Source organism: Kocuria arenosa, assembly GCF_042879215.1.
Lineage (GTDB): Bacteria > Actinomycetota > Actinomycetes > Actinomycetales > Micrococcaceae > Kocuria > Kocuria arenosa.
Map to the genome: position 1 here is coordinate 189287 of NZ_JBHZTA010000006.1, position 17299 is coordinate 206585.

Annotated in this window: 10 protein-coding genes; 1 reads left to right on the forward strand and 9 read right to left on the reverse strand. The window is 73.2% G+C overall.

Annotated elements, in window-relative coordinates:
- The first annotated feature begins 110 nt into the window (after positions 1-110).
- Positions 111-1253, forward strand: a complete 1143-nt coding sequence (locus ACFYE3_RS12090) for a uroporphyrinogen-III synthase (protein ID WP_387609416.1) — start codon at positions 111-113, stop codon at positions 1251-1253.
- On the opposite strand, the gene ACFYE3_RS12095 is transcribed toward ACFYE3_RS12090, so the two are convergent.
- The 9 genes from ACFYE3_RS12095 to ACFYE3_RS12135 form a co-directional block, all read right to left on the reverse strand.
- Positions 1235-2458 (reverse strand): heparan-alpha-glucosaminide N-acetyltransferase domain-containing protein, encoded by a 1224-nt coding sequence (locus ACFYE3_RS12095; RefSeq protein ID WP_387609419.1) that lies wholly within the window; start codon positions 2456-2458, stop codon positions 1235-1237. The genes ACFYE3_RS12090 and ACFYE3_RS12095 overlap by 19 nt on opposite strands.
- A 173-nt stretch (positions 2459-2631) precedes the next feature.
- Positions 2632-2991, reverse strand: a complete 360-nt coding sequence (locus tag ACFYE3_RS12100) for a Rieske (2Fe-2S) protein (RefSeq protein WP_387609421.1) — start codon at positions 2989-2991, stop codon at positions 2632-2634.
- Positions 2988-5519 (reverse strand): nitrite reductase large subunit NirB, encoded by a 2532-nt coding sequence (gene nirB, locus ACFYE3_RS12105; protein WP_387609424.1) that lies wholly within the window; start codon positions 5517-5519, stop codon positions 2988-2990. The genes ACFYE3_RS12100 and nirB overlap by 4 nt, the downstream gene beginning before the upstream one ends.
- On the reverse strand, positions 5519-5866 hold the full coding sequence (locus tag ACFYE3_RS12110) for a molybdopterin oxidoreductase (protein WP_387609427.1): 348 nt from the start codon (positions 5864-5866) through the stop codon (positions 5519-5521). The genes nirB and ACFYE3_RS12110 overlap by 1 nt, the downstream gene beginning before the upstream one ends.
- Before the next feature lie 118 nt (positions 5867-5984).
- Positions 5985-7586 carry an FAD-dependent oxidoreductase gene (locus ACFYE3_RS12115; protein ID WP_387609430.1) on the reverse strand — a complete coding sequence of 534 codons (1602 nt, stop codon included), beginning with the start codon at positions 7584-7586 and terminating at the stop codon, positions 5985-5987.
- The gene (locus ACFYE3_RS12120; RefSeq protein ID WP_387609432.1) at positions 7583-9736 is read right to left on the reverse strand and encodes a molybdopterin oxidoreductase family protein; all 2154 of its coding nucleotides are present in this window, start codon (positions 9734-9736) and stop codon (positions 7583-7585) included. The genes ACFYE3_RS12115 and ACFYE3_RS12120 overlap by 4 nt, the downstream gene beginning before the upstream one ends.
- Before the next feature lie 44 nt (positions 9737-9780).
- Positions 9781-11154: an MFS transporter gene (locus tag ACFYE3_RS12125; protein ID WP_387609560.1), complete on the reverse strand. Its 1374-nt coding sequence runs from the start codon at positions 11152-11154 to the stop codon at positions 9781-9783.
- A gap of 425 nt (positions 11155-11579) precedes the next feature.
- On the reverse strand, positions 11580-12800 hold the full coding sequence (locus ACFYE3_RS12130; protein WP_387609435.1) for a heparan-alpha-glucosaminide N-acetyltransferase domain-containing protein: 1221 nt from the start codon (positions 12798-12800) through the stop codon (positions 11580-11582).
- Positions 12790-16869: a Pls/PosA family non-ribosomal peptide synthetase gene (locus ACFYE3_RS12135; RefSeq protein WP_387609562.1), complete on the reverse strand. Its 4080-nt coding sequence runs from the start codon at positions 16867-16869 to the stop codon at positions 12790-12792. Before ACFYE3_RS12135 ends, ACFYE3_RS12130 begins: the two co-directional genes overlap by 11 nt.
- Positions 16870-17299 lie beyond the last annotated feature (430 nt).

Below are 17299 nucleotides of genomic sequence, written 5' to 3' on the forward strand. Positions count from 1 at the left end.
GCGAGGCCCACCGTGCACGTCAGCGGGACATCCGCCGTGCTGAGGCAGATGGTGCAGAAACGGAAACACGGGGAAACACCGTGGTCACAGGACCGACCTACGCTCGGAGCATGACCGCCGCCCCCACCGCCCCCGCACCCGGTGAGCTCGGCACGCCCGGCGGGCTCGGCGAACTGACCGGGTTCCGCGTCGGCGTGACGGCCCACCGCCGCGCCACGGACTTCATCGCCGCCCTGGAGCGCCGCGGCGCGCAGGTGGTGCACGCGCCCGCCCTGATGATCTCGCCCGTGGCCGAGGACACCCGGGTGGTCGAGGACACCCGCACGCTGCTCGCCCACCGGCCCGAGATCGTCGTGGTGACCACGGCCTACGGGCTGCGCCGGTGGTTCGAGGCCGCCGACGCCGCGGGCCTCGGTGAGGACCTGCGGGACGCCTTCCGGGCCGCACGGGTCCTCACTCGCGGGGCGAAGGCCCGGGGCCAGGTGCTCTCCCTCGAGCTCGAGGACGCGGAGGTCTCCGAGGACGAGCGGACCTCCTCGGTGGTCGACCGGCTCCTGGCCGACGGGGTGACCGGCGCCCGCGTGGCCGTCCAGCTGCACGGGCTGACGGACCGGCTCCAGCTGGAGCGCCTGGTGGCCGCCGGGGCGCAGGTGGACACGGTCTCCCCCTACCGGTGGCTGTCCGCCGACGACGGCGAGCGCCTGCCCGCCCTGATCCGCGATGTGTGCGGACGCCGCCTGGACGTGCTGACGTTCACCGCCGCCCCGGCCGTGGACTCCCTGTTCAGCACCGCCCAGGAGCTGGGCTGCTACGACGACCTCGTGGATGCCCTGCGCACGGATGTCACGGCCGCCGCGGTGGGACCCGTGTGCGCCGGGCCCCTGCTGGAGGTCGGGGTGGAGCCGCTCGTCCCGGAGCGCTTCCGGCTCGGCGCCCTGGTCCGGGCGGTGTGCACCCACGCCGTCGAGGAGCGCACCCTGGTGGTGCCCACCCGGCACGGGACGCTGCGGCTGATGAGCACCGGCGCCGCTCTGGACGGCGCGTTCGTCCCGCTCTCCGACGCCCAGGTCGCGGTGCTGCGGGCGCTCGCGGCGCACCCCGGGGCGGTGGTCTCGCGGGGGCTGCTGCTGTCCGCGGTGCCCGGCCTCGAGACCGAGCACGCCCTGGAGATGGTGATCTCCCGGCTGCGCAGGATCCTGCCCGCTCCCCTGGTCGCCACCGTGATCAAGCGCGGTTACCGGCTGGACCGCTGAGCCACGGCCCGGCGGACCGGCCGGACCACCGCGTTCATCGCCCGCTCCAGCGGGCCCCTCCCGAAGGCCCGCTGCCAGGCGAGGGCGAACAGCACGGAGAGCACCAGGCTCGCGACCAGCCAGAGCATCGGGGCGGTGTGGAACACCTCGAAGGACAGGAGGACGAGGTGCGCCGTGTACAGGGTGAGGCTCATCGCCCCCAGCGCCGTCACGGGCAGCAGCCACGCGCTGTGCCGGCGGGCGAGGAGCAGGCACGTCCCGACGACGGCCAGGCTCACCCCGAGGCTCCACGCCACGGAGAACGGCGTGTTGACGTCCGGCGTGGTGAGCACGAGCCACCACGGCGAGGTCGTCGGCAGCCTCCCCTCGGGACCGTAGATCAGCACGCTCTCGAGCTGCGCCGCGGTGAGGTCCGGGTCGCTGAACAGCAGCCGCGTGTAGACGTCCCCGGCGTAGAGCAGCTGCCGCGAGACGAGCTTCGCGGTGACCGCGAGCGCCGCGCCCACCACGACCAGCCGGACCTGGACGTCGCGGCGGCGGAGGTTGAGCCGGCCGATGGCCAGGCCCGCCAGCAGGTAGGCCAGGTACGGCAGGGCGGGGTAGGTCCCCGTCAGGAGCAGCTGCCCGAGCACCGCGAGCGGTTCGGTGACCAGGGTGACGAAGGTCGGGTTGTACGAGGAGAACTCCGGCATCCAGTCCCCCGCGACGTGGAGCAGCAGCGGGCCGGCCACCAGGGCGACGGCCGCGCCGAGGAACAGGGCCCGGGGACCGAACCCCAGGACCGGCAGGGCGAGCACGAAGTACGCGGCGAAGTAGATCAGGATGTTGACCGCCGGGGGCTCCGGCGGCATGAGGTGGCCGATGAGCAGCCCGAGCACCAGGAGAAGCAGCGCGCGGACCGCGATGCCGGCCCGGGCGGCCGTCATCTCGCGGCCCCGGAACGGGCGGCGGCCGCCGGAGGTGAGTGCCAGCCCCGCGCCGGCCAGCAGGGCGAACAGGGCCGGGGAGTCACCGGGGAACAGGATCCACGTCACCGTGGGCCTGCCCGTGGCGGTGTAGGACATGGGCAGGATGTGCACGCACATGATGGCCACGAGCGCGAGTCCGCGGGCGGCGTCGAGACCCACCAGGCGTCTCGACGCACGTGGTGCGGCGCTGCGGGTCCCGGCCGCCGGGGGCCGGTTCTCGGTGGGGCGCTCCCTCATGGATGGTCGTCCTCTTCGTCGGGGCCGGCCCGCGGCGTCGGGCGGCGGGCGCGACCATCTTCGCACCCCGGGCCGCACCGGCCAACCGGAACGGGACGGTGACGGCGTCCACCCTTGTGCGGGAGCGCGCACCGCAGCGGTGGTCCTCCGGCGGTCGCCGGGTCGGGCGCCCGTCAGTCCGTGTGCAGGACGATGTTCTGCACGGCATCGGCCAGGACCCGGTAGCTGCGCAGCGGGTCCTCGCCGGTCGTCGAGCACCCGGTGTCCAGCTCGAAGGTGTTGTGGTGCAGGGGGCACATCACCACGCGCCGGTCGATCTGCCCGTCCGCGATCGGCCCGCCCCGGTGGGGGCAGATCGCGGACAGCGCCCGCAGCGTCCCGTCCCGCAGCCGGAACACGGCGATCTGCTCGCCGTCCACGGCGAAGGCCCGGCCCTCGCCGTGCGGGATCTGCTCCAGCGGCCCCAGGACGTGCTCCCGGGTGCCGGCGGCCCCGGCGGGGCCCGGCCTGACACTGTCCGGCTGGGCGCTCATCGGACCGGCACCTGCGGGCGGACCTCGAGCGGCAGCGAGGTGCGGAACTGTCCCGGGGTGAACGGGTCGTCGCGCTCCACCCAGGGGTCGCTGTACTCGTCGATCGAGGCCTGCATGGCCGCGTCGAGCCGCTCGCCGATCCCTTCGGCGTCGTCCACGACCACCGCACGGATGTGCTCCAGCCCCACCCGCGGGACGAAGGAGTATGTGCGCTCCAGCCAGTTGGCGTTCTCCCGGTAGTACTGCATGAACCGCCCGGCCAGCAGCTTGACCTGCTCCGGGTGGTCCACCGTGGCCAGGAGGTCGCCCTTGCGGATGTGCGCCCCGGCGGCCCCGCCCACGTAGATTTCCCAGCGCCCGCCCTCGACGGCCACCACCCCGACGTCCTTGACCAGTGACTCCGCGCAGTTGCGGGGACAGCCGGACACGGCCAGCTTCATCTTGGCCGGGGACTCGATGCCCTGGAACCGCTCCTCGATCTCGATGCCCAGCGTCGTAGAGTCGCCCGTGCCGAAGCGGCAGAACTCCTTGCCCACGCAGGTCTTGACCGTGCGGAAGCTCTTGCCGTACGCGTAGCCGGACGGCATGTCGAGGTCCGCCCACACCTTCGGCAGGTCCTCCTTGGGCACGCCGAGCAGGTCGATCCGCTGACCGCCGGTCAGCTTGATCATCGGGATGTCGTGCTTCTCCGCGACGTCCGCGATCCGGCGCAGCTGGTGCACGGACGTCACGCCGCCCTTCATCTGCGGGACCACGGAAAAGGTGCCGTCCCGCTGGATGTTGGCGTGCACCCGGTCGTTGATGAACCGGGCGTCGCGCTCGTCGACGTACTCGTCGGCCAGCATCATTTTCATGAGGGAGGCGAGACCCATCTTGGACTTCGCGTCGTCGGCCCGGTCCGGGACCAGCGCGGCGAAGACCTCCGACACGGAGCGCAGACCCTGCTCGCGGATGGCCGCCATCAGGGTCGGCTTGTCCATGGGGATGCCGGGCACGTACCAGTTCGCCGCCGGGTCCTCCTCGACGGCGCCGCCGGCCGCCCACTCGACCACCTGCCCGACCATCAGCTTGCACGAACCGCAGCCCTTCCCGGCGCGGGTCGCGTCCATGGCGCCGGCCACCGTGGTGCAGCCGCCCTCGACCGCGTCCACGAGGTCCTTCTTGCTGACGCCGTTGCAGTTGCAGACCTGGGCGTCGTCGTCGAGCTCCGCGACGCCAACCTCCTCGGTGGGGCCGCCGAGGTCGAAGAGCAGGGACGTGCGCTCCTCGGGCAGCGGCAGCCCGCGGTCGAAGGCCTGGGTCAGGAAGGCGACCTTCCGGCTGTCCCCGAGCAGCGTGGCGCCGATGATCTTCTCGTCCCGGATCACCACGGACTTGTAGACGCCGCGGCGGGGCTCGGAGAACATGACGTGCTCGTCCGTGTCCCGCTCCGGGCCCTGCACGCCCATCGACGCGACGTCGACCCCGGCCACCTTGAGCTTGGTCGCGGTCCGCGAGCCGTGGTACGCCGCCGAGGGGTTCCGGCCGGTCACCTGGTCGGCCAGCACCCCGGCCTGCTCCCACAGCGGCGCGACGAGACCGTACACCTGGCCGCGGTGCTGGACGCACTCGCCCACGGCGTAGATGCCGTCCACGTCCATGCCCTCCTCGTCGAGGACCCGCAGCTGGTCGTCGACGACGATGGCCCGCTCCACCGGCAGGCCGCTGGCGACGGCGACGTCGACGTTCGGCCGGATGCCGGCCGTCACGACGACCAGGTGGCAGGCGAGGTCCGGCGCGCCCTTGAGGCGGACCCCCTGCACCTTGTCGGTGCCGAGGACGTGGGTGGTGCGGCTGTTCAGGTGGACCCCGATACCCAGCGACTCGACGCTGCGCCGCAGGATCGCCCCCGCCTCGGGGCCCATCTGGGCGTTCATGAGGTGTCCGCCCGAGTGCACGACCTCGACCTGCAGGCCGTAGGCCTGCAGTCCGCGCGCCGCCTCGAGACCGAGCAGGCCGCCGCCGATCACCACGGCCTTCCGGTGGTGCTCGTGCTGGGCGTAGGAGACCATCTCGCGCGTGTCGTCAATGGTGCGGAAGGCGAAGACGCCGGGCAGGAGCGAGCCGTCCTCGGTGTGCAGCCCGTCGATGGGCGGCATGAAGGCCCGGCTGCCGGTGGCGATGATCAGCACGTCGTAGGGCGTCACCTGCCCGTCGTCGGAGTGGACCTCCTTCGCGAACCGGTCGATGCGCTCGGCCCGGACCCCCGCATGCAGGGTGATCTCGTTCTCCTCGTACCAGAGCATGGAGTTCAGGAAGATGTCCGCGTCGTCCTCCTCGCCGGAAAGGACGTGGCTGAGCATGATCCGGTTGTAGTTGCCGTACGGCTCGTCGCCGAACATGGTGATGTCGAACTGTGCGGCGCCACCGCGCTCGAGGATCTCCTCGACGGCGCGGGCCCCGGCCATGCCGTTGCCGATCACCACCAGGCGCCGGCGTGCTCCAGGGCGTCCGTCCGCGGGGACCGCCCGCTCGAGTGTGCTGCTCATCAGTGCTCCACCATCCCCAGGTCCACAACCACGCATCCGCTGACGCCGACCGGCGCGAGAAGCCCGAGCTCGATGCGGGACCCGCCGTCGATGTCCTCCACGACGCGCAGGGGGACGTTCACGTTGCCCTTGGCGGCCATCGGGAACCAGCGCATGGGCTTCCCGTCGCGCAGGAGGACGACGGTGACGAGCTCGGAGCACGTGTTGCCGCCCCGGAAGTACAGGGGCTGGTTGACCACACCGTCCGGGACGTCGTGCGCGAGGTCCTCGGAGATCGTGGCCGGCGCGTCCAGCCCGACGCCCTCGAACGGGTAGATGCCCTGCAGGAAGAGGTTCTTGGAGGTCACGGGGAATCCTTTCGCCGGTGTGCGCTGCACGCCGCCAGTCTGTGGTCGGGATGTTTCGGTGCGGGTGGCTGCCGGTTACGGTCCTGCAAAGCGCCTGACGGCAGGAGGCCCGGGGTCGTCACACGGCCACGCCGCGGTGGACCTCGATGATCCGGGCCACCGCGGCCTTGCAGCCGCCGCAGCCGGTGGAGGCCCGCGTGGCGCAGCTGACCTCCTCGACCGTCGCGGCGCCCTCCTCGACGACGTCCGTGATCCGGCCCATCGTGACGCCCGCGCAGTGGCAGACCGTCGACTCCGGGGTCATCTGGCTCTCCCCGCTCCCGGCGTCGGGCCCGTCGAGGCGCAGCAGGACGCTCGGGTCCTCGGGCACCGCTTCGCCGCGGTCGTACAGCAGCCCGATGCCCGCCGCGGAGCGGGGCAGGCCGAGCACGATGTAGCCCTCCAGCGTCCGGTCCGGGCCGAGCACGAGCTTCGCGTAGGTCCCGGCCCCACCGTCCGCCCACTGCACCACGGACCCGCCGTCCGGCCGGAACTCCCACGGCAGCCCGCCGACCGCCCCGGCGGCCGCGAGCTCCACCTGGTGCGCCTTGAGCCGCACCGCGCCGGCGGGCCCGCTGGTCAGCGGCGCGAGCACCGCCGTGCCGCCGTCGGCCACGGCCTCGAGCTCGGCGTGGAACCGGGCGGCCAGCCACTCCGCCTGCCGCCAGCCGGGACCGACGAGCCCGGACGGTCCCACGCCCTCCCGGCCCGGGCAGACCTGGCAGGACGGGTCCTTGCACAGCACCTCGGCGCAGTCCCCGATCGCGAACACCCGCTGCTCCACGTCGGCCTCGAGCTCGTGGTTGACCACCACTCCTCGAGCGGTGCGCAGACCGGCGCCCTCGGCGAGCTCGGTGCGGGCCGTGACCCCGATCGAGAGCAGCAGCAGCTCGCCGGGGACCTCGCGGCCGTCCTCCAGGAGGAGACCGCGGAAGCGCCGGTCCTCGTCCAGGAGCACCTCCCGCGCCTGGGTCCCGGACACCACCCCCACGCCAGCGTCCGCGAGCGCGCGGCCCAGCAGCGCACCACCGGCCGCGTCGAGGGAGCGGGTCATCACCCACGGGGCGTGGTGGACCACGGTCACGGGGCATCCGACCTCGCTCGCGGCGAGCGCGGCCTCGAGCCCGAGGACGCCGCCTCCCAGGACCACCACGCGGCCCCGCCGGTCGACGACTTCACGCACGGCCCGGGCGTCGCACAGGTCCCGCAGGGCCGTGACGCCGGCCGGGAGGTGCTCGTAGGCACGGGGATCGGGATTGATCCCGCGCAGCACGGGCAGGTTGGGGCGGGCGCCGGTGGCGAGGACCAGGCGGTCGTAGCCGAGCTCACGAGCCTCCCCCGTCGGTCCGCCCGTGAGGTGCAGGACACGGCGGGAGCGATCGATCCGGGTCACCTCCGTGCCGAGCAGGACGTCGATCCCGGACTGCGACAGCGACTCCGGGTCGGCCAGGCCCATCACGGCGAACTCGGTGCGGCCCATCGCGTGCTCGCCCACGAGCACCCGGTTGTAGGCGGGGTCGAGCTCCCCGCCGATCACGGTCAGCCGGATCGTGCCCGCGGCGGCGAGGTCGGCGACGTCGTCGACGAACCGCGCGGCCACGGGGCCGAAGCCGATCACGACCACGTGCTCGCCGGGCCGCATCGGGGTGCCGTGGGCACGGGTGGGACGGTGCACGGTCATCGGGTCGTCTCCTCGGGGTCGATCGCCCGGACGGTCACGGAGCCGGCCTTGAACTCGGGCATGGACGAGATCGGGTCCACGGCGTCCGAGGACACAAGCTTGTTGGCGGTCTGGTTCCCGGCGTAGTGGAAGGGCAGGAACACGGTGTCGGGACGGATGTCCGTGGTCAGCCGGGCGAGGGCCACGGCCTGGCTGCGGGCGCTCGTGAGCTCCACCGCGGCACCGTCGCGGATGCCGAGGGAGGCCGCCGTCGCGGGGTGGATCTGCATCATCGACTCGGGCCGGGCCTCGTGCAGCGAGTGCACGCGCCGGGTCTGGTTCCCGGACTGGTAGTGCTCCAGGTACCGGCCCGTCACGAGGGTCAGGGTCCCCGCCCGGTGCAGGGGCTCCCGGCGGTGCCCTCGCGGGCTCGGGTCCACGGCCCGGCCGGCGGCGCGCGTGCGCACGGGGACCAGCACGGCCCGGCCGTCCTCGTGGCCGAAGCGGTCGAGGAAGGCCCGGGGCGTGCCCGCGGAGCCGCCGGCGGGGTAGGGCCAGTAGCAGGCCTCATCGGCGTCCAGGGCGGCCCAGCTGATGCCCGAGTAGTCGGCCTTCCCGCCGGCGGAGGCGCGGCGCAGCTCCTCGAAGACCTCCTCCGGCTCGGGGCTGAACGTGCCGGGGGCCTCGAGCCGCCGGGCGAGCTCGGCCATGATCCACAGCTCGTCCCGGGCTCCGGGCGGCGGGTCCACCGCCCGGCGGCGGCGCAGCACCCGGCCCTCGAGGTTCGTCATGGTGCCCTCCTCCTCGGCCCACTGCAGGACGGGCAGGACGAGGTCGGCGAACTCGGCGGTCTCGGAGAAGAAGAAGTCGCAGACCACGAGGAAGTCCAGGGCCTGCAGGCCACGGGACACGGCGTCGGAGTCCGGGGCGCCGATCACCACGTTGGAGCCGTTGACCCACAGGCAGCGCACGCCGTGCCCGGTGCCCAGGGTGGTCAGCAGCTCCACGGCCGGGATCCCCGCGCCGGGCAGGTCCGTGGGGTCCACGCCCCACACGCCGGCCACGTGCTCGCGGGCGGCGGGGTCCGTGATCGTGCGGTAGCCGGGCAGCTGGTCCGCCTTCTGGCCGTGCTCGCGCCCGCCCTGTCCGTTGCCCTGCCCGGTGAGGGTGCCCCAGCCGGAGCCGGTGACGCCGGGCAGGCCGAGGAGCAGGGCGAGGTTGATCGCGGCCGTGGCGGTGTCCGTGCCGTCGACGTGCTGTTCGACGCCGCGCCCGGTGATGACGTAGGTCCCCCTGCGCTCGCGGGCCAGGAGGCGGGCGGCCCGGCGGATCCGCTCCGCCGGGACGCCGGTGACCTGTTCGACCCGCTCGGGCCACCACGCGTTGACGCTGGGCAGGAAGGAGTCGAGCCCGGTGGTGCGCCGCTCGAGGTACTCCCGGTCGGCGAGACCCTCGTGCAGGACCACGTGGGCCAGCCCCAGCAGCAGGACCAGGTCCGAACCGGGGGTGGGCTGCAGGTGCAGCCCGCCCCCGTCCTCGGTCATCCGCGCCGTGGCGGTGCGGCGGGGATCGACGACGACGAGGCCGCCGTGCCGCTGCGCGTGCTGCAGGTGCTGGACGAACGGCGGCATGGTCTCGGCGGGGTTGGTGCCCAGCAGCAGCACGGTGTGGGCGTCGTCGAGGTCCGTCACCGGGAACGGCAGGCCCCGGTCCATCCCCAGCGAGCGGTTCGCGGCGGCCGCCGCGGAGGACATGCAGAACCGGCCGTTGTAGTCGATCCTCGAGGTCCGCAGGGCCACCCGCGCGAACTTCCCCAGCTGGTAGGCCTTCTCGTTGGTCAGGCCCCCGCCGCCGAAGATCCCCACCCCGTCCCGGCCGTGGCGCTCCTGGGCGGCCCGGAACTCCCCCGCCATCCGGTCCAGGGCCGTTTCCCAGGAGACCTCCCGGAAGGCCCCGTCCGCTCCGCGCAGCAGCGGCGCCGTGAGCCGCGACGGGTGGGCCAGCAGCTCCGACGACGTCCAGCCCTTGCGGCACATCCCGCCCCGGTTCACCGGGAACTGCCGTCCCCGCACCTCCGGGAAGCCCTGCTCGGCAGCGGTGTCCGACTCCGTGTCCAGGGTCATCGCGCACTGCAGGGCGCAGTAGGGGCAGTGGGTCGCCGTCGTGCTCATGCGGGGAGATCCTCCTGGTGCCGTCCGGACGGGGTGGCGCGGGCTCAGATGTGGCTGTCGCCCATCTGGGTGCCCTTGCGCAGGTAGCAGAACCAGGTCGTGCCCAGGGCCACGAGGTAGAACGCCACGAAGCCGTAGAACGCGGCGCTGTAGGCGCCGGTGGTGCTGTTCGAGAGGTTGAGCGCCTGCGGGATCAGGAAGCCGCCGTACGCGCCGACCGCCCCGATCAGGCCGAGGGCCGCCGAGGCCCTGCGCTCGGTGGACACCGCGACGTCCTGCTGCTGCCGCAGCCCCAGCACCCGGTAGATCGAGGGGATCATCCGGTACGTGGAGCCGTTGCCCATGCCCGCCGCCGTGAACAGCAGCAGGAACAGGCCCAGGAACAGCCAGAAGTTCGCCAGGGGCAGGGTGAGCACCACGGCGAGCGCGAGCAGCGCCATCACCGCGAACACGGCGACCGTCATCGGGGCGCCGCCGAAGCGGTCCGCGAGCCGGCCGCCCCAGGGGCGGGAGACCGAGCCGACCAGGGGGCCGAGGAACGCGAGGGACAGGGCCGCGGCGCCCACGCTGAAGGACGAGAACTCGGGGAAGGTGTCGGCGATGAGCTTGGGGAACACGCTGGAGAAGCCGATGAAGGAGCCGAACGTGCCCACGTAGAGGAAGGACATGATCCAGAAGTGCGGCTCCTTGACCGTGGCCAGGGACCCTGCGACGTCCCCCTTGGCGTGGGAGAGGTTGTGCATGCACTTCTTCGCGCCCCAGGCGGCGAAGAGGATGAACGGCACCCAGATCCACCCGGCCACCGAGAGGCCGGTGGCGCCGAGGGCGACGAGCGAGACGGCGATCGGGACGACCAGCTGGGCCACGGCCGTGCCGAGGTTGCCGCCGGCCGCGTTGAGCCCGAGCGCCCAGCCCTTCTCCCGCACGGGATAGAAGAAGGTGATGTTGGCCATCGAGGAGGCGAAGTTGCCGCCGCCGAAGCCGGCGGAGGCGGCCAGCAGCAGCATCACCTCGAACGGGGTGTCCGGGTTGCCGACCGCCAGGGCCAGGCCCACCGTGGGGATCAGCAGCAGCAGGGCCGAGACGATGGTCCAGTTCCGCCCGCCGAACCGGCCCACCATGAAGGTGTACGGGATGCGCAGCGTGGCGCCCACGAGCGAGGGGATGGAGATCAGCCAGAAGATCTGGGAGTCGCTGAAGGTGAAGCCCGCGCCCGGCAGGAAGACCACGGTGATGGCCCAGAGCTGCCAGACGGCGAAGCCGAGGAACTCCGCGACGATGGACCACGTGAGGTTGGTGCGTGCGATCGGGCGGCCGGTGGACTCCCAGAACGCGGGGTCCTCGGGGCGGTAGCCGTCCAGCCAGCGGCCGGGCCGCTCGCGCAGCGCGAGCGGTGCGGGCGCGGTCGCCGCCGTCATGACGGGGTCGGGATGCAGTTCTGAGCTCACGGGTGACCTCCTGGGCGAGCGGGGCGGAGCACGGCGACGGCGGCGTGCGGTGCTCCCACGCTACGAACCCCGTGTTTCCGTGACCGACGGCAGGAGTAACGCCCCGATGCACTTTCACTCACACGACCTCGGCCCCCGTGTGAGGTGGCCCCGCCGCTGCGCCGAGTCCCCAGTCACCGGTGCCTCCACGCGGCGCGTCCCCAATTGCCGGCGCCCGTGGTGCGCCGAGTCCCCAGTCACCGGTGCCTCCACGCGGCGCGTCCCCAATTGTCGGCGCCTGTGGTGCGCCGAGTCCCCAGTCACCGGTGCCTCCACGCGTCGAGTCCCCAACCCGGTGGCAATCCCCCATGTCATTGCGTGGGGAATCGGCACCGGGTTGGGGACTCGGCGTCAGGTCAGGGGTCGGTGACCCGCTGGGAGATGCGCTTCGAGGTGCGGGCCACGAGCTTCTCGAGCGGTCCCTGGCCCACCGCGCGCTGCCACGCCACGGCCAGCAGGCCGAACGCGGCCACCTGCATCCAGAACCAGAACGCCGGGTGCAGGTCGTAGACCTCGGTGGCGAGGAACAGCAGGTGCAGGGTGTAGAGCGTGAACGTCATGGACCCGGCGGCCGCCAGCGGCGTGAGCGCCTTGCCGATCAGCCGGGCCAGGAGCAGGAACGCCCCGAGCGCGAACGCGGCCATGCCGAGGCTCAGGAGCAGCGCCACGGGCGTGTTGCTGTGCGGGGCGGGCACCATGAGCCACCACAGGGTGGTGGTCGGCAGGGACGGGTCCGGGCCGAAGACGAGGATCTCGTCGATCTGCGCCTCGGTCAGCCACGGCGTGGCCTCCCAGATCCGGTCGTAGACCCCGAGGGCCAGCAGCGCCGCCATGGACACGGTCCAGGAGAGCAGGGCCAGCGCCGCGCCGGCGCCCACGAGCCACAGCTGCACCCGCCGGCTCGTGAGGTTCATCCGGCCCAGGGCGATCCCCGCGCACAGGTAGGCCATGTACGGCAGCGCCGGGTAGGTGCCGGTCAGCAGCAGCTGGGAGAGCACGGTGACCGGCTCCGTGACGAGGTTCCACAGCGTGGGGTTGCCGTACACGTGCGCGGGCAGGACGTCCACGGCCCACTGCATGAGGAACGGGGCCAGCACGGTGAACGCCGCCGCGCTGATCAGCAGGTGCCGGATGCGCAGGCCCAGGAACGGGATGGCGAGCAGGAAGAACATCCCGTAGTAGATGAGGATGTTGTCCACCGGCGGGGCCACGAAGCCCACGAGGAACCCGACGAGGGCGATCACCGCGGCGCGGCCCACCAGCCCCGCCCGGTCCCCGGCCAGGCGCCGGCCGGTGTGCGGGGTTCGGCCCCCGGAGAGGAACGCGAGGCTCACTCCGGCCAGGGTCGCGAAGAGCGCGGCCGAGTGCCCGGCGAACAGGGACCAGCTCAGGGAGGCGCGCTCGTTCTCCGCGTCCCAGTAGGGCAGGGTGTGCACGGCGACCATCCCGAGCAGGGCGAAGCCCCGGGCGGCGTCCACGCCGACCAGCCGCCGCCGGGTGCGCCGGCCGGAGGCGCCGGGAACGTTGAGCACCGCGGTGCCCCCGCCACGCGTGGCGGCCGCGTGCTCAGCGCTCACGGGTCGTCCCTCCGGCGGGCACGGTTCCGAGAGCGTCGGCGGACACGGTCCCGAAGGCGTCTCCGGACACGGTCCCGAAGGCGTCTGCGGACACGGTCTCGGGAGCGCCGGCGGGCACGGTCTCGAAGGCGCCGGCGGGCAGCGGGTGGATCGGGTTGCCGCCCCAGGTGCTGCCGGCGGGCACGGTCTCCTGGGCCATGACCAGGGAGCCGGGGCCCACGGTGGCGCCGGCCTCCACGGTGGAGCCGGGCAGGACGAAGCTGTTGGGCCCCAGGGTGGAGCCCGCCTCCATCGACACGGGTTGGAGCCGCATGATGCGGTCGTGGAACAGGTGGGTCTGGAGCACGGTCCCGCGGTTGACGGACACGCCGCGGCCCAGGTGCACGAGGTCGAACTCGGGCAGCCACCAGGTCTCGCACCACACGCCGCGATCGATCCGGGCGCCCATGAGGCGGGCCCAGACGTTGAACACCGGGGAGCCGACGGCCAGCCGGATCAGTCCGGGCACGGCCAGGGACTCCGCGAAGGTGTCGGCGAGCTCGTTGCGCCACACGAAGGAGCTGAACAGCGGGCGCTCGCCCTCGCGGAAGCGGCCCATCAGGGCCCACTTGACCAGCACGGGGATCAGGGCGGCCACCACGCCGGCGGCCAGCACCACGGGCGTGGCCCACAGCAGGGCCGAGACGATGCCGTCGAGGCCTCCCCCGGCGCGCATGTACACGGTGGTGAGCACGAACACGATCGCGAGGTCGAGCCACGCGGTCACCATGAACGGCACGGCGCGCAGCGACTCGACGAGCGTGCGGGCCACGACCAGGCGCCGGCGGGGCCGGTAGGTGACGGCCTCGTCCGCGGTGTCGGTGACGCGGCTGATCGGCTCGGGCAGCCGGCCCAGCCAGGAGGTGCCGCGCTCGGCGTCGGCCGGGGCGGAGGAGAGCACGGCGACCAGGGAGTCCTCGGGGACGTCCCGGTCCGGGCCCACGATCGCGGAGTTGCCCACGAAGGAGCGCTCCCCCACGGTCGAGGGGCCCACGTGGATCCAGCCGAAGCCGATCCGGGCGGAGCTGACCATCGAGTGGTCGGCCATGAAGGAGCCGGACTCGAAGGTGGTGAGGTGCGGCAGGGTCTCCACGGTGGAGATCTCCACCTGGTTGCCCACGCGGGCGCCCAGCAGCCGCAGGAAGAACGGTGTGGCGATGGACGCGTAGACGGGGTAGGTGGAGACGAGGCTCTTCTGGAGCAGCACGCCCGTGAGCCACACGGCCCAGCCCACGGTCCCGTCGGCGGGGTGGTGGCCGGGACGGATCAGCAGGGCGAGCGCGCGCACGACGAGCACGATCAGGGCGAGGTAGACCAGGAAGGTGAGCACGGCGAAGACGGGCACCCACAGCGCCATGACGGGGAAGACGAGCTCGTAGAGCTCGAGCCCGCGCACCTGGGTGAAGACGATCAGCGCGCCGGGGATCACGGCCAGCACGGGCAGGATCCCCACCGTGCCGAGGCCCAGTGCGTACAGCAGCCCGGTCAGGAACCGGTTGCTGCGGCCGGGGGCCCACTCCAGCCAGGACTCCCCGGCGGCGCCCAGGTCCACGAGCGGGGAGCCGCCCTGCAGGCGGCCGGCGGGGACGGTGCCGGTGACGTGGGAGCCGGGGTCGACCTCCGCGCCGGCCTCGACCACCGCACCCGGGCTCAGGAGCGTGCGGGTGCCGACCCGGGCGATCTCGCCGACGGTCACGCCGCCGAGGTGGAGGACGTCGGCCTCGAGCCAGTAGCCGGAGAGGTCCACCTCGTGCTCGACGGCGGCGCCGTCGCCGATGCGGGCCATGCCGCTGACGGGAGGCATCGTGTCGAGGTGGGCGTGGTGCCCCACCCGGTTGCCGAGCAGCCGGAAGAGCAGCACCATCACGGGGGTGCCCATGAGGGGCTCGAACTTGTTGAAGATCAGGACCCGCTCGGCCATCCAGACCCGCAGGTGGGTCCAGGAGCCGCGGGCGTGGGCGCCGGGGCGCAGCCGGAGGGTCAGCAGCCGGATGACCAGGGCGGTGAACACCAGCCGGCCGGGCAGGGCGAAGAGCACGAGCCAGCCGACCACCAGCGGCAGCAGCGGCGGGTTCGGGACCCAGCCCGCGCCGAGCACGTTGAAGAGCAGCCAGACGACGATCGCGGCGCCGAGCACGTAGCGCAGCCCCGAGACGGCGTAGAGGCCCGCGAGGAAGGGGACCTGCACGAGGCCGTTCCAGCGGGGGACGTCCGCCACCCGGCGCTCGCGCGCGGCCTCCTGGGCGACGACGTCGACGGGCGCCAGCGCGGCCAGGTACTCGTGCATCCCGGCCAGCGTGGGGTGCCGGTAGATCTCGGCGATCGCGGCGTCCGGGTACGTGCGGCGGATCTCGGAGACGAGCTTGGCCACCGCCACGGACGTGCCGCCGAGGACGAAGAAGTCGCTGTCCTCGTCGATGGGCAGGGGGCCGAGCTGGTCGGCCCACAGGGCGGCGAGCCACTCGAGCTCGGCGTCGATCTGGGAGGCCTCCGCGGCGGCGCCGGCGGAGGGCAGCGGCCAGGGCAGGGCCTTGCGGTCCACCTTGCCGGAGGTCTTCAGGGGCAGCTCGTCCATCAGGGTCAGCGCGGGCACCATCTGGCCCGGCAGCCGGTCGGCGAGCAGGCGTCGGGCGTCGGCGAGGTCCACCGAGCCCGGGGCCTCGGCCACGAGGTAGCCCACGAGGACCTGGTTGCCGGCGGGGGTGGTGTGCACGGCGGCGGCACCGGCCTGCACGCCGGGCAGCCGCGACATCTGCTCGTCGATCTCGCCCATCTCCACACGCCGGCCGGAGATCTTGACCTGGTCGTCGGCGCGGCCCACGAAGACGATGCCCTCGGGGTCGGCGCGCACGAGGTCGCCGGAGCGGTAGGCCCGCTCCCAGCCCAGGGAGTCCATGGGCGCGAACTTCTCGGCGTCCTTGGCGGGGTCCAGGTAGCGTCCCAGCCCGACGCCGCCGATGATCAGCTCGCCCTCCTCGCCCCAGCGCACGGGGTTGCCGGAGGTGTCGACGATGGCCAGCTCCCACCCGGGCAGCGGCAGGCCGATGCGCACGGGCGGCTCGCCCGTGAGCACGGCACCGGTCGCGATGACCGTGGCCTCGGTGGGGCCGTAGGTGTTCCAGACCTCGCGGCCGGGGTGCACCAGGCGGGCGGCGAGCTCGTTGGGGCACGCCTCCCCGCCGAAGATGAGCAGGCGGATGCGGCTCAGCGCCTCCGCCGGCCACATCGACGCGAGCGTCGGCACCGTGGAGACGGCGGTGATGCCCCGCTCGACGAGCCACGGGCCGAGGTCGGTGCCTGAGCGCACGACGGCGCGCGGGGCCGGGACCAGGGCGGCGCCGGAGCGCCAGGCCAGCCACATCTCCTCGCACGAGGCGTCGAAGGCCACGGAGAGCCCCGCCATCACGCGGTCGCCCGGGCCCAGGGGGCGCCGGGGCAGGTAGAGATCGGCCTCGGCGTCCACGAGGGCGGCGGCCGAGCGGTGGCTGATCGCCACGCCCTTGGGCTTGCCGGTGGACCCGGACGTGAAGATGATCCAGGCGTCGTCGCCCGTGCCGGGCTGCCGGCAGTCCGCGCCCGCGCGGACGCCGCTGCGGGGCCGGAGGGACAGGCCGGTGCCGTAGACGGCGCACACCCCGGCCTCCTCCCAGACCGTGTCGGCCCGCTCGTCGGGGTCGTCGAAGTCGACCGGGACGTAGGCGGCGCCGGCGAAGATCGTGCCGAGCACGGCCACGTAGAGGTCCACGGTTCCGGAGGGGACGCGGATGCCCACGCGGTCCCCGCGGCCGATGTCGAGGTCCCACAGGCGCTGGGCCTGGGCCTCGACGCGCTCCAGGAACTCGGCGTAGCTGAGCACGGTGGTTTCGTCGTCGACGGCCACCGCGTCCGGGTGGCGCGAGACGGTGTCCATGACGATGTCCACGAGCGTGCGCGGGGCCGGCGCGGACGCGACGGGGAAGACGGCGCGGCCCGGGACCTGCGGCATGGGCTGCGTGTGCAGGGCGCGGTCGAGGACCTCGCTGTCCTCCATCGGATCCTGCTCCGGGTACCGGTCCTCGAGCAGGTGCCGACCGCCTCCCTGGCGGGTCGAGCCGCTGCGCGTGGTTGGGCGCACTGTCATTGATTCCCCCATCGACTTCACTGCCGCTGCGGATCTGCACAACGGCCGGTGCCGGCGGGAGGAACGGGCTCAGGGACCGGACGGACCGGCTGGAAGGCTCCCGGGAGCACGCGCGCGGATCAGCGCGGTGCCGAGAGTGATTGTTCGGCCGTGATGCCCCCGGCATCGGCCTTCCCCCTGAACCGGCTCCCCTGCCAGCTCTACTTACTGCACCGTACGGTCGGTGTTATTGCATGTGCAAGCCGAGAGGGAGGCGGCGGTCCGCTCCGGGAGCGCTCCCTCCCCCCGCTGGGCCGCGCCAATCCGCGGATCGATCGCTGACGAGGGACGACGACGAGAG